Raw genomic sequence first — 12,923 nt, forward strand, 5'->3', positions numbered from 1 at the left:
GTGGCCTTGTTCTTCATCTTGTCCTTATTCTTGGTGAAGATGCCGTACAGGGTCACACGCTCTCCTGCCTCGAGCTCTTCGTAAATTTTTCCCGGTAGCAGAACCTCCGGCAGCACCTCCCCGTCTATCACGATCCGGGCAGTGACTGCCCCTGGCTCGGTGTCGGTGACGCGTGGTTTATCGATCACTCCCGTGACCTGACGGCAATCAAACTTGATCAAAATTTGCTCCTGCAATTTTAAGAGCGCGCAGTCGACCCCACCGCCTCGAAGGCAGCGTCTGCCGATGTGCCGAGTCAGCTACGCGCGGAACGAAAAAACAGTACTAAGTGCGGCCTGCTTCCTTAACCCGTCACCCAGCAACAGGTAGACGGTACTGTTGGTTTCAAACATGCACGGGGGGTTATGCGAGACCCCAAAATTTGTGCGCACCCAATGGCCGGGCGGGAATCGGTTTCGGCTGTCACGGACGACTTCATGTGCGTAGACGACCGAGGGCAAAATCCCCATGGATGACAGCTTCTGATGCTCGTCTTGAGTGAGCTGCAAGTCGGCGATGATCCATTGCTTCACGAGGCAAAAAGACTTTTCAGGAAAGGCTTGGTTGGCCAGGCTGATCAGTTCGTCCTGGGGGCCGTGCCAGCCGGGAGCTGCTTCACCTCCTGCGTAAAGGAACTGAGTGACTTCTACTAGAGTTGTCGCCATGTGGTCTCCAGAACTCGAGCCATTATCCCGGTGCGCTCGTGAAGAGCTGACCAGCTTTGGTGATGAACTCGTAGACCGGGCTGCTCTCGGTTCCAGGCTGAATTCGTATTTCCGAAAGCAACTCCATCGATACCCCCGCACGCTTCGTCATAGCAGCAGGTGCGATAAGCTGAACATGATTCACATTGAGTGCTTCAGGCCCCTGCCCAGCGCAAAGAAGATCAAGCTCCTTCACATCAGAAACCAGTCGCACCCACGGGCCAAAGCAACCATCGACCAACCCACATCCCTCCACGAGGAAGTAGTAGATGTCAGGATTTAGCTCTACTGACTTCCAAAGCAGCCGCTCACTGACAGCTTCTTTGAAACGGCCTGCCAGCGCGTTCGCGTTGGTTACAAACACCTTTTCCACCTCATTTTTGTCACTCATCGCCAAGCGCTAAAACTGACAATCGATGCTTAGAAATCACTGATATCGCATGAAGCTATGCCTTACCTCTACCTAGCTCCCCTCCGGGGGGGCAGGACAAGCATCGACCGCACAGGGAGGGGCATCATAAATCCAAATACCCATTAATAACAACATACATTGTTTAACGGATCAATCCTCTGTGGCTCTATCCTCACTTTTGGAAGCAGAAAGTGAAGGATGAATTAGGTGCGGTTCTGCGGATCGTGCGCCACCTTAAAGGGGCTGACTACGCCAGCGCGGCAAGCTCGATTAGCCGAACCAACTTGAGCATGCTTGAGCGCGGTGAGACACGAGTGCTGTTCGAAACCCTCGCAAAAATTTCCGATAGCCTAGATTTTGATCTAGTGACACTCGTCGCGCTCTGCCTGAGCCTTCGCGACAGAACGGATCCGGACGTAGTGATCGCACGCGCCGTCCGAAGGCTAGAGGAGTTCAAAGCGGCTGGTGGGCTTGAGCTTCTGAATCAGCAGTTCGAAGACGGAAAGCTGAAACGTCGACCAAGGAGCAGGCCAGAGAATGCCTCAATGCTTGCGGCTGTCGCGGATCTCAAAACGAAAGGTATGACCAGAGCTGAGGTCGCTCGGGAATTGGGGCTGGCGAAGACGACCGTGCAGCGTTACTGGATGAAGAGCTGAACGTCTGTACAGACGACCGCCAAAAACCCTGCAAGCCATTCGCGGCATCCGGCCAGGCAATGGGAGCGCAGCAACGCAGGCTTGCATTGTTGGTCTGAAGCCTCCACCGCCATCAATTTCGTTGCGTGTCTGCGCATCGATTCCCCCTTCAACTGGTTTCGATAAGCGTTGTGCACCAGCCGGTCGTGGATCGCATCGCCCGGGCTCGAATCGCCGATCAGCGCATGCCATTTATCTAACGGCATTTGGCTGGTCATCAGCGTCAAGCGGTTGCCATAGCGGTCGCCCAACAGCTCCAGCATGCCGCGCCGTTGCCCAGCGCTAAATGGCGCCACGCCCAATCGTCTAGGATCAGCTAATCCGTCTTGGCGTTGCCCGCCATCAGTTTGACCAAGCAGCCATTACCAAGGGTTAGGCCCGGTTTCTCCATCAGGCGCGGTAGGCGCAGCTAGCGCACGCTGTAGCCATCGCGGCAGGCCCTGTAGGCCAACGCGCAGGCGGGCCAGGTTTTGCCGATACCCCCAAGCCAACGCAGGAGTAACGATCGCGTACATGATGTTGGACGGGCCACAATTGCACCTGACAAGCTAACTTTATCGCTAGCCATCAATTGGCCATTTAAAACGAAAACATTAGCATTTTCAATGCCTTGCGAATGTCAATAGATTTATTTTTTATTTTTACACTTGAATTCAATTTTTCAAAACGGAGTATATATGTTTGTAACCAATCCATAAGCTGAAACCTCATCCTCTCGGTAATCATTCACAGCGATGAGGGCTGCGGCCATAGCTCAATTAATGATTATGAAAATGCTCCAAAGCGGAAGCCAACGGCTGGGGCAGAGTTAATCGCTTCTTCGTCCGAAGGACGCCTACGCTTTCTTTTTGACATCAAATAAAGTCACTATTTTTTGGGGATAGCCACGTCCACAATTTGAGAATTGACAATTTATCAAAACCACACATTTGGAACTCTTGGGCGATGATGCCGGCTTAAAGAGTATAGAATATACCTACTCACTAAGAGAACGAATTGACAACGCGCCAACAAGTCAGTGATTTTTTTCGTTGACATCCATATTCTTAGCAAGCACCATAAGCCCAAGCTGATCTATTCAGAAACACATACCGGAAGTCAATGAAACCAAAACTAGAAATTCCATTTTCTAGTCAACAATTACGCACCCAATCCATCTTAGTTGACTTTGTAAGGGTGCTAATTATAAATACTAAACTCCATGCGTCAGCCTAAAAGCCTTAAAAAAGAAATATTTAGTTGCAGCCATAGTACAGGATGGAAACGGCTCATCGTAACTCAGTGCCACAACCGACCGGGTACGCGCACTGAATAGCATATGAGATATTCAATGGCCGTCGCTAAAAAAATCCAACTGACTCCTACCCCAGACACAGTCCGTAGCAGTTGGGTAAGACAAGAACTCCTTCCTGTAATTTTCGGCATTAGCACGGAAGCCGCAAGAAAATATCGATCACAAGGAAAATGGCTGCAAGGTAAACATTGGCGTCGAGACCCAGCCAACCGTGTCGTCTATAACACAATTGAAATTGAACTTTGGCTTGGAGGTAATTAAATGGCTTTGGTATGGCCACGTGGAATCGAGTTGAATGGACGGCAGATTCGAATCTCCTTTATGTTTGAGGGAAAACGTTACAAGGAACCTATCGGGAATGAGACTATTGATCAGGCATCAATAAAATATGCCGAAGCAAAGCGTAACACCATTTTATCCGAAATAAAGAGCAATAGATTTAACTATGCCGCCCACTTCCCAAATTCGCGGCGTGTACTGCCAAAGAAAGACGAAAAATCTAAAAGGACAGTAGCTCAAGGTGTAGAGCGCTATTTAGAAGTGCAAATGGCGCGACACGCAACCACAACCGGAAAAAACTATACATACAAAGCCAAGCACCTGCTAGACAAGTTTGGCTCTGACTGCATAGCGGACATCTGCAGATCTGATCTGCAGCTGTTCCAGACAGGATTGTTGAAAACCCTGTCTCCGAAATCGGTTAACGATGTTTTCACGATTGTGCGAGGAGTCTGGGACGACGCTCACTCCGACGGCGTCATTTCCATTAATCCCTGCAAAATGATCAAGAACATCAAGCAAGACAAGGACGACGACAGCGCTGACCCTTTCACTCGCGATGAGATGAAAAAGATATCAGTGATTCGTGAGTGCAGGGCGCAGGACGTCAATATGATCATGTTCAACTGCTGGACAGGCCTGTCGGTGTCGGAGTTGATTGCGCTGTGCTGGGATGATGTAGATCTTGAGGCCGGCACGATCTATGTGAGAGCGGCGCGAGTGGAGGGGGAATACAAAGTACCCAAGGAATCAGTCCGAGCTCGCAAGATTGAACTGATTGACCCGGCTTTGGAGTACCTGAAAAAGCATTGGGAGTTCACTGGTCACCTTCCACCAGTGTCCCTTGAGATCACACAACGTGATAACAACACCACACGCTTGATGCATCTCAAGCTCGTATTCCGAAATTCGGTAAGCATGAAGCCTTGGTATGGAAACAGCCTGAACCGCTGGTTCACGAGCCATTTGAAGAACGTCGGCGTGAGGCATCGAGGTGTTAACCAATGTCGACACACGTTCGCAAGCCAAGCGATCAGCTCTTATGTGCCGCTTGAGTGGATTGCGCGTCAGCTTGGGCATACCGACACGACGATGGTGAAGAAGCATTATGGTCGCTTCCTGCCGTCAGAGACTCGGAGTATGGCTGGACTAGTTTCGCAGATGATGGGGTTCCGCGAACAAGCCTGAAGCGGCCTAGAGCGGACTGGAGGGACGTGATTTTGTACTAATTTTGTCCTAACGCGGATTCCAGAAACAAAAAACCCCCGAAATACTCAATGATTTCAGGGGCTTCTCGTTAACGAATGTGGCGGTGAAGAAGGGATTCGAACCCTTGATACAGTTTCCTGTATACACACTTTCCAGGCGTGCTCCTTCAACCGCTCGGACACTTCACCGGATCTCTTCAAGCAGTTCAGCCTGTCGAGGCGCGCTAATTTAGTCGAAAGCCTTTCACTTGGCAAAGGTTTTTTTCAGAATTTTCAAATATTTATGCCGAAGCCCGGAAAAGCGGGGGGAGCCATGGCATTTTGGCCAATCCATGGTGCGCTTTGCCGTTCCTTTCCGCCTTGCTCCCGCCGGACAGGGATCACAGGCGAAACGATGACCAGCCGGTCAATCATCGTGCTTTACCTGACCACAGCGGCTGGGTAACGTCGTGCCACTTTCTCGCCACTTCTCCCCCAAGGAATTCCGTCATGAGTGAGCTGATTACCTACCACCTCGAAGATGGCATCGCGACCCTGACCCTGAACAACGGCAAGGTCAACGCCATTTCCCCCGACGTCATCGCCGCCTTCAACGCTGCACTGGACCGTGCCAGCGAGGACCGCGCCGTGGTCATCGTCACCGGTCAGCCAGGTATCCTTTCCGGCGGCTACGACCTCAAGGTGATGACCGCCAGCCCGCAAGCCGCGGTATCGCTGGTCACCGCCGGGTCGACCCTGGCCCGTCGCCTGCTCTCCCACCCCTTCCCGGTGATCGTCGCCTGCCCCGGCCATGCCGTGGCCAAGGGCGCCTTCCTGCTGCTTTCGGCGGATTACCGCATCGGCGTCGAGGGTCCGTTCAGCATCGGCCTGAACGAAGTACAGATCGGCATGACCATGCACCACGCCGGCATCGAGCTGGCCCGTGATCGCCTGCGCCGTTCGGCGTTTCACCGTTCGGTGATCAACGGTGAGATGTTCGACCCGGTCAGCGCCGTGGACGCCGGCTTCCTCGACAAGGTGGTACCCGCCGAGCAACTGCTGGAAACCGCTCTGGCCGCGGCCCGCCAACTGAAGAAAATCAACATGAATGCGCACCGCAATACCAAGCTGAAAGTGCGCAAGACGCTGCTCGATACCCTCGACGACGCGATCATCCGCGACCAGGAACACCTGGGCTGATTCCCCTCCCCCGGGCCGCGCGTCCGCCGTCCGGCCCGGGGCGCACATTTAGACAAACAGGAGGTTTGCCGCCGTCGATACACATCCGTACACTCCCCCGCGTTTTGTCGAACGAGTCGTACGATGCTTTTCCTTCCTCGCATGTTCCTGCTGGGCGCGCACTTCATCCTGGTGGGCTTTATCGGCCTGTTCATCGGTCTGTGCCGTCCGTTCAACCCCGACAACAGCCGCCTCTGCGCACGCCTGTACGCCTGGCCATCGAGCTGGCTGCTGCGACTCAAGGTCGACACCGAGGTCGGCCCACTGTTCGATCAGCCGCCCGGCTGCGTGATCATCGCCAACCACCAGTCCAACTACGACCTGTTCGTACTCGGCCACGTAGTGCCCCCCCGCACCGTGTGCGTCGGCAAGAAAAGCCTCGGCTGGATCCCGCTGTTCGGCCAGTTGTTCTGGCTCGGCGGCAATGTCCTGATCGATCGCGGCAACGCCTATGAGGCGCGCCGCGCCATGCAGACCACCACCCGTACGCTGCGGGAAAAGGACACCTCGATCTGGATCTTCCCGGAAGGCACGCGCAACCCCGGCGAGTCGTTGCACGCGTTCAAGAAAGGTGCCTTCCACATGGCCATCGACGCTGGCGTGCCGATCGTCCCGGTCTGCGTCAGTCGCTACGCCAGGCGCCTCAATCTGAACGGCTGGCGCAAGGAACGGGTGCTGATCCGTTCGCTGCCGCCCATTTCCACCGCGGGCATGAGCCAGCAGGACATCCCGGCACTGGTCGAACAATGCCGCACGCAGATGCAGGCCTGCATCGACCTGATGGAGCGCGAACGCCAGCACGGCTGAGCAGTTGCCGTTTCATCGAGGCCAGACCAAGCTGTCTGTCACGTCAACGCGCAGGATACGTAGAACCATGGGTCGAGTCGTAGCAGCGGCGGTGTACAGCGCCGGCAGGAAGGTCACCAATATCAGCCTCGACGAGGGTGCCGAGTGGGCGAAGAAGCCCGGGCATTTCGTCTGGATCGGCCTTGAAGAACCCAACGCCCAGGAACTGGCCAATCTGCAACGCCAGTTCAACCTGCACGAGCTGGCCATCGAGGACGCCCTGGAAAAGCACAGCCGGCCGAAGCTGGAAACCTTCGGCGACGCGCTGTTCATCGTCACCTACTCGCCGGTGCGCCAGGACGGCAAGCTGGAGTTCATCGAAACCCATATCTTCGCCGGCAACGGCTACATCATCACTTGCCGCAATGGCCACTCGAAATCCTACGCCCTGGTCCGTCAGCGCTGCGAAGCACGCCCGCTGCTGCTGGACCATGGCGAGGATTTCGTTCTGTATGCCCTGCTCGACTTCGTCACCGAGAACTACCAGCCTGTCAGCGAAGCCATTCACGGAGAGATCGAGGAACTGGAGCAGGGCGTGCTCAGCGGCTCGCTGGTGGAGGAAGACATCCGCCGCATCCACAACCTGCGCCGCGACATCCTGCGTCTGCGCCGCTACGTCGCGCCGATGGTGGAAATCAGCGAGGAACTGCAGCGCCTGGCCTTCCCCTTCATCGACAAGAACATGCGCCCGTACTTTCGCGACGTGCAGATCCACGTGACGCGGCAGATGGAAGACCTGGCGGGTATCCGCGACCTGGCCAGCCAGACCATCGAGATCGGCATGCTGCTGGAGTCGTCACGGCAGAGCATCGTGCAACGCAAGTTCGCCGCCTGGGCGGCGATCCTCGCGTTTCCCACCGCGGTGGCGGGGATCTACGGCATGAACTTCCAGAACATGCCGGAGCTGAGCTGGCACTACGGCTACTTCGCCGTGCTGGGGGGCATCGCGCTGGGTTGCACCGCGCTGTACGGCAGCTTCAAGCGTTCGGGCTGGCTTTAGGCTGGGCCACGAAACGCATCATCCATTCCGCGACGGTCTGCCCCTGATGCGCCACCGCCAGGCTGTCGATGCCCTTGCGGTAGACCTCGGCACCGAGGTTCTCCTGGCGCAGGTCGAGCAGCGCGCGGGAATAGTCGTGGATGAACTCCGGGTGACCCTGGAAGCACAGCACCTGATCGCCGATGTGATACGCCGCATACGGACAGAAATCGCTGGACGCGATCACGGTGGCGTTTTCCGGTAGCGCGGTGACCTGATCCTGGTGACTGATCAGCAGGGTCAGTTCTTCCACCTGCGGGCTCATCCACGGCGCGCGCGCCGCCATCACGTAGCGATGGGTGCCGACACCCCAGCCCTGGCTGGCACGCTCGGTCCTGCCGCCCAGCAGCAGGGCCAGCAACTGATGGCCAAAACACACCCCCAGCAGCTTGTCGCCGCGCTGGTAGCGATCCAGCAGGAACGCCTTGAGCCTGGCGATCCACGGATCGTCACCGAACGAGTCGGCCTTGCTGCCTGTCACCAGATACGCATCGAAGACCGCGTCATCGGGTGGATAGTGGCCGTTCATCACGTTGTACACAGTGAATTCGGCGGCGATCGGTTGCTGGGTGAACAGTTGCTCGAACATCCGTCCATAGCCCTGATACTGCTCGACCAGCTCGGGTCGCAGGACGTCGGTTTCCAGGATGCAGATGCGTAACGACATAGACTTGGCCCTGAACGACAGTGGTGAAAAAACACCGGTGAAGCCTGCCGCGAATATCGGCAGCAGGCAAGCATTCCCTCGGACGAACGGTCATTTCCGTGCAGTCCGTGTGTGTATCCCGTGCATGTGTCTAGTCAGGCACGTCGTGCGTGGATGGCATATAGCCTCATGAAAAAAAGGTCTTTCTCGACCAAAGTACAGACGAAAGCGATCTAAAACAGCGGTAACGTTACGGCAATCCAGGTTGTATACCCATTAACAGCAGGTCCGAAAACAGTGTCCGCAGAGACACCGCCGGACCCGGGACAAGGACGCCAACCGGCTCTCAGGAATAACAACAAGAAGGCAGACAGCCATGCTCAAACAACACAAGGTTCGTCAGGCGGGACTCATTCTGTTCGCCACCACACTGCTGCTGATCCTGCCGAACCTGACTCGTCTGTTCGGCTGAACGATCGTCTTTCAGTGTCACTTCAGCGCTGGTGTATGCTGCCGACCTTCACTGGCTGGAGACTCGCCCATGCGCCGTTGCCTCATCCTCCTGCTCGCCCTGCTGGGCCTGCCGTCGTACGCCGCACAGTTGACCCTGGAGCTTGGCACCGATAGCCGCCAGTGGGACAGTGCCGCCCTGCTCAAGCATCCGCAGGCGCGGGACATCCGCATCGACCAGGACGTTTCCTACAAAAAGACCATGCACTACCGTGCCGTGCCGCTGGCCGCGCTGCTGACCGGCATCAAGCCGGACGATCACCTGCAGGCCGTGGCCCTCGATGGCTTCGCCGCGGAAATGCCGGCAGGCCCCCTGCTCCAGTCCGCTCCCGCGCAAGCCTGGCTGGCGGTGGAAGACCCGAACCAACCCTGGCCACCACTGGGCCAGGACAAACCCAGCGCCGGCCCCTTCTACCTGGTCTGGACCAACCCGCGAGCCGGAGGTATCAGCCCCGAGCAATGGCCTTACCAGGTCGCCAGCATCCGCCGCCTGCAACCGGTCGCCGAGCGCTTTCCGGCCCTGCGTCCGGCAGCGGGACTGCGCGCCGACGACCCGATCAGCCGCGGCTTCGCCCTGTTCCAGAAAAACTGCCTGGCCTGTCATCGCCTCAATGGCGCTGGTGATGCCCAGTTCGGTCCGGACCTGAACCTGCCGCACAACCCGACGGAATATTTTCGCCCGGAATTCCTGCGCCGTTATATCCGCAATCCGCAGGATTTGCGCCAGTGGCCGCAGGCGCGCATGCCCGGCTTCAGCCCCGATGTGCTGCCGGACGCCGACCTCGATGCCCTGCTCGCTTACCTGAGCCACATGGCCAAGCGCAAATCCTGAGACCTACTGGCTGAACCCGGCGCTCACCAGCACATTGGCGTGCATCTGCTCGTAGCCACCACCACGGCGCATGCCGCGCACCGGGCAGGCATCCAGGTAATCCAGGCCCACCGCCAGCTTCAGGTGGCGCTCCGGCACGGCCAGCTGGTTGGTCACGTCGAAGCTGTACCAGGCGTCGTCCAGCCAGGCCTCGGCCCAGGCGTGGCTGGCCATGTGCTGGTTGGCGTTGTCGAACAGGTAGCCCGAGACGTAGCGCGCCGGCACCTGGAGGCTACGGGCGCAAGCGATGAAGGCATGGGCATGGTCCTGGCACACCCCGGCGCCACCGGCGAACGCCTGCGCGGCACTGGTGTCCACCTCGGTCGCACCGGGGCGGTAGGCCATGTGCTCATGCAGGGCGCCCATCAGGCCGATCAGCGCGGCGCGGTCGCGGTATTCGCCGCAGTGCCGGCCGGCAAACGCCCGCAGTGCCGGGTCGGCCTCGGTCAGGCGGGTGAAACGCAGGAATGGCAGGGGCGACTGGCTGTCCTGTTCCGCTTCCAGGTGCGGGTCGATCTCGACTTCTCCGTGCGCGGCGATCAGCAGGTCGGCATGGGGTTCTTCGAGGCTCAGGACGTGCAGGATGTTGCCGAACGGATCACGCCGGGCCTGAACCGGACGCGGCAGTTCCAGGTGCCATTGCAGCACCTGCTGGCGCTGGTTGTCCGGCGGCGTCAGGCGCAGGTACTGGATGCTGGTGCGCACCTGGTCTTCGTAGTGATAGGCGGTTTCATGGCTGATGGTCAGTCTCATACGAGCTCCAGATAAGCGCTGTGAATGGCATTGCCCAGTTCGCGCACCAGTGGAATGTACTGGTTCAACCAGGGATGCAGCCCATGGGCGAGGACTTCGTCGATGCCGGTGTAGCGCAGGCGGGCATCCACCTCCGCCGCCAGTCGCTGCGCCGGCCGGCCATTGCTGCCGGGCAGGCTGGCGAGGATCTGGTCGATTTCCTCGGTGCAGGCGCGCAGGGAACGGGGCACATCGGCACGCAGGAGCAGCAGTTCGGCCACCTGCTGCGCCGTGGGGGCATCGCGGTAGATCTCGGTATACGCCTCGAACGAGGACAGGGCGCGAAGCAACGCGCTCCACTGGTAATAACCGCGGGCCGAGCTGTCGCTGACGGTCTCCGCCGCCTCGCCGAACATTTCGTAGCGCGCATCGAGCAGGCGCAGGGTGTTGTCGGCCCGTTCGATGAAGATGCCCAGGCGGATGAAGCGGAATGCATCGTTGCGCATGATGGTGCCGTAGGTGGCGCCGCGAAACAGGTGCGAACGCTCCTTGATCCATTCGCAGAAGCGGCTCATGCCATAGCGACCGAGGCCCTGCTCGGCGATGCCGCGGATCTCCAGCCAGGTAGCGTTGATGTTCTCCCACATGTCGGCGGTGATCTTGCCGCGCACCGCATGGGCACAGGCCCGCGCCGCGCCGAGGCAGCTGTAGATGCTCGCCGGGTTGTCCGGGTCGAGCGCGAAGAAGTGCAGCAGGCGTTCGGCATGCAACTGCCCATGACGGGCCAGGTAGTCGTCGAGGGTGCCGGTGATGCGCAGGGCCAGGGTCATCTCGTCGAGGCCGTCGCCTTGACCGTCCTGGGGCATCAGTGACAGCGAGTAGCTGACGTCGAGCATCCGCGCGAGGTTTTCCGCGCGCTCCAGATAGCGCGACATCCAGTACAGGTCGGAAGCGGTTCTGCTGAGCATGGTTCAGTCCTCCACCACCCAGGTGTCCTTGGTACCGCCCCCCTGGGACGAATTCACCACCAGCGAGCCCTCGCGCAGCGCCACCCGGGTCAGGCCACCAGGCACCACGCGGGTTTCGCGACCGGAGAGGACGAACGGGCGCAAGTCGATATGCCGCGGCGCGATGCCGTTCTCGACGAAGGTCGGGCAGGTCGACAGCGACAGGGTCGGCTGGGCGATATAGGCCGCCGGACGGGCCTTGATGCGCTCGGCGAAGGCGGCGATCTCGGCCTGGGTCGAGGCCGGTCCGACCAGCATGCCGTAGCCACCGGAGCCCTGGGTTTCCTTGACCACCAGTTCCGGCAGGTTGGCCAGCACATGGGACAGTTCGGCGGGATTGCGGCATTGCCAGGTCGGCACGTTCTTCAGGATCGGCTCCTCGTCGAGGTAGAAACGGATCATGTCGGTGACATAGGGATAGACCGACTTGTCATCGGCCACACCGGTGCCGATGGCGTTGGCCAGCACCACGTTGCCGCAGCGGTAGGCGGACAGCAGGCCCGGCACGCCCAGCATGGATTCCGGGTTGAACGCCAACGGGTCGAGGTAGGCGTCGTCGAGGCGGCGGTAGATCACGTCCACCGGCTTCGGTCCGCCGGTGGTGCGCATGAACACGCGCTCGTCGCGCACGAACAGGTCGGCGCCTTCCACCAGTTCCACGCCCATCTCCCGGGCGAGGAACGCATGTTCGAAGAAGGCGCTGTTGAAACGTCCCGGAGTCAGTACCACGACACTGGGGTCATCCAGCGGACTGGCGCTCTTCAGGGTGTCTAGGAGCAGGTTCGGGTAGTGATCGATGGGGGCGATGCGCTGCGCGGCGAACAGCTCCGGGAACAGGCGCATCATCATCTTGCGGTCTTCGAGCATGTAGCTGACACCGCTGGGGGTGCGCAGGTTGTCTTCGAGGACGTAGTAGGTGCCGTCGCCATCGCGCACCAGATCGACGCCGGAAATGTGCGCATAGAGATCGCGGTGCAGGCTCAGGCCCTGCATCGCCAGCTGGTACTGGTCGTTGGCCAGGACCTGCTCGGCGGGAATGATCCCGGCGCGGATGATCCGCTGCTCGTGATACAGGTCGGCGAGAAACAGGTTCAGGGCCCTGACCCGCTGGATACAGCCGCGCTCCACCACCCGCCACTCGCTGGCGGGAATGGCCCGGGGAATGGTGTCGAAGGGAATCAGGCGCTCGGTGCCCTGTTCGTCGCCGTACAGGGTGAAGGTGATACCGGCGCGGTGGAACAGCAGATCGGCCTCGCGGCGGCGCTGCGCCAGCAGTTCCGGCGGCGTCTGCGCCAGCCAGCGGGCGAATTCCCGGTAATGCGGACGGAGCTGACCGTCGGCGGCGTACATCTCATCATAGAATCTGCGAATCATGCCGAACTCCTTGTCACCCGTGCCCAGGCAACGTCGCAAAGCCCGTGCC

At 58.9% G+C, this 12,923-nt stretch carries 13 protein-coding genes, 1 tRNA gene and 2 pseudogenes; 7 read left to right on the plus strand and 9 right to left on the minus strand.

Going from position 1 to position 12,923, the window contains the following annotated elements:
• The 3 genes and pseudogenes from CHB99_RS17970 to CHB99_RS17980 all read right to left on the minus strand — a co-directional run.
• Positions 1–221, minus strand: a pseudogene (locus CHB99_RS17970) (hypothetical protein); the annotation flags it as partial.
• Positions 222–299: 78 nt separating this feature from the next.
• Positions 300–704 carry a DUF6957 family protein gene (locus tag CHB99_RS17975; RefSeq protein WP_042122406.1) on the minus strand — a complete coding sequence of 135 codons (405 nt, stop codon included), beginning with the start codon at positions 702–704 and terminating at the stop codon, positions 300–302.
• A 22-nt stretch (positions 705–726) separates the two neighbouring features.
• Entirely contained in the window at positions 727–1,134 is a 408-nt protein-coding gene (locus CHB99_RS17980; RefSeq protein WP_245655583.1) for a hypothetical protein, read from the minus strand.
• Positions 1,135–1,346: 212 nt separating this feature from the next.
• Between CHB99_RS17980 and CHB99_RS17985 the strand changes: the two genes are divergently transcribed.
• Positions 1,347–1,811, plus strand: coding sequence for a helix-turn-helix domain-containing protein (locus CHB99_RS17985; RefSeq protein ID WP_042122407.1), 465 nt, complete (start codon positions 1,347–1,349; stop codon positions 1,809–1,811).
• Positions 1,812–1,903: 92 nt separating this feature from the next.
• Here the strand turns inward: CHB99_RS17985 and CHB99_RS30360 are convergent.
• Positions 1,904–2,331, minus strand: a pseudogene (locus CHB99_RS30360) (ATP-binding protein); the annotation flags it as partial.
• Between the two features lie 849 nt (positions 2,332–3,180).
• Between CHB99_RS30360 and xisR the strand changes: the two are divergent.
• Together xisR and CHB99_RS18000 are read left to right on the plus strand one after the other, a co-directional pair.
• A complete protein-coding gene (gene xisR / locus CHB99_RS30140; protein ID WP_082425694.1) occupies positions 3,181–3,405 on the plus strand; it encodes an excisionase family protein in 225 nt (74 codons plus the stop codon).
• Positions 3,406–4,611 carry an Arm DNA-binding domain-containing protein gene (locus CHB99_RS18000; RefSeq protein WP_042122408.1) on the plus strand — a complete coding sequence of 402 codons (1,206 nt, stop codon included), beginning with the start codon at positions 3,406–3,408 and terminating at the stop codon, positions 4,609–4,611.
• A gap of 119 nt (positions 4,612–4,730) precedes the next feature.
• Here CHB99_RS18000 and CHB99_RS18005 read toward each other — a convergent pair.
• A tRNA-Ser gene (locus CHB99_RS18005) sits at positions 4,731–4,820 on the minus strand.
• 300 nt (positions 4,821–5,120) lie between these two features.
• Here CHB99_RS18005 and CHB99_RS18010 point away from each other — a divergent pair.
• The 3 genes from CHB99_RS18010 to CHB99_RS18020 all read left to right on the plus strand — a co-directional run bounded on the left by CHB99_RS18010 (position 5,121) and on the right by CHB99_RS18020 (position 7,695).
• Entirely contained in the window at positions 5,121–5,810 is a 690-nt protein-coding gene (locus CHB99_RS18010; protein ID WP_042122409.1) for a crotonase/enoyl-CoA hydratase family protein, read from the plus strand.
• Positions 5,811–5,933: 123 nt separating this feature from the next.
• Positions 5,934–6,656 (plus strand): lysophospholipid acyltransferase family protein, encoded by a 723-nt coding sequence (locus CHB99_RS18015; protein WP_042122411.1) that lies wholly within the window; start codon positions 5,934–5,936, stop codon positions 6,654–6,656.
• 67 nt (positions 6,657–6,723) lie between these two features.
• Positions 6,724–7,695 carry a magnesium and cobalt transport protein CorA gene (locus CHB99_RS18020; RefSeq protein WP_042122412.1) on the plus strand — a complete coding sequence of 324 codons (972 nt, stop codon included), beginning with the start codon at positions 6,724–6,726 and terminating at the stop codon, positions 7,693–7,695.
• On the opposite strand, the gene CHB99_RS18025 is transcribed toward CHB99_RS18020, so the two are convergent.
• Entirely contained in the window at positions 7,673–8,401 is a 729-nt protein-coding gene (locus tag CHB99_RS18025; protein ID WP_042122414.1) for an amidotransferase, read from the minus strand. The genes CHB99_RS18020 and CHB99_RS18025 overlap by 23 nt on opposite strands.
• A 520-nt stretch (positions 8,402–8,921) precedes the next feature.
• Between CHB99_RS18025 and CHB99_RS18030 the strand changes: the two genes are divergently transcribed.
• A complete protein-coding gene (locus CHB99_RS18030) occupies positions 8,922–9,722 on the plus strand; it encodes a cytochrome c (protein WP_042122415.1) in 801 nt (266 codons plus the stop codon).
• 3 nt (positions 9,723–9,725) lie between these two features.
• On the opposite strand, the gene CHB99_RS18035 is transcribed toward CHB99_RS18030, so the two are convergent.
• From CHB99_RS18035 to CHB99_RS18045, 3 genes are read right to left on the minus strand one after another with little or no spacing between them, the layout of a single operon-like run.
• The gene (locus CHB99_RS18035) at positions 9,726–10,514 is read right to left on the minus strand and encodes a transglutaminase family protein (RefSeq protein WP_042122416.1); all 789 of its coding nucleotides are present in this window, start codon (positions 10,512–10,514) and stop codon (positions 9,726–9,728) included.
• Positions 10,511–11,461, minus strand: a complete 951-nt coding sequence (locus CHB99_RS18040) for an alpha-E domain-containing protein (RefSeq protein WP_042122418.1) — start codon at positions 11,459–11,461, stop codon at positions 10,511–10,513. Before CHB99_RS18040 ends, CHB99_RS18035 begins: the two co-directional genes overlap by 4 nt.
• A gap of 3 nt (positions 11,462–11,464) precedes the next feature.
• Complete coding sequence (locus CHB99_RS18045) at positions 11,465–12,874, minus strand: circularly permuted type 2 ATP-grasp protein (RefSeq protein ID WP_042122419.1); 1,410 nt, start codon at positions 12,872–12,874, stop codon at positions 11,465–11,467.
• Positions 12,875–12,923: the final 49 nt, after the last annotated feature.

Origin of the sequence: Pseudomonas japonica (genome assembly GCF_900188455.1) — a bacterium.
GTDB lineage: Bacteria > Pseudomonadota > Gammaproteobacteria > Pseudomonadales > Pseudomonadaceae > Aquipseudomonas > Aquipseudomonas japonica.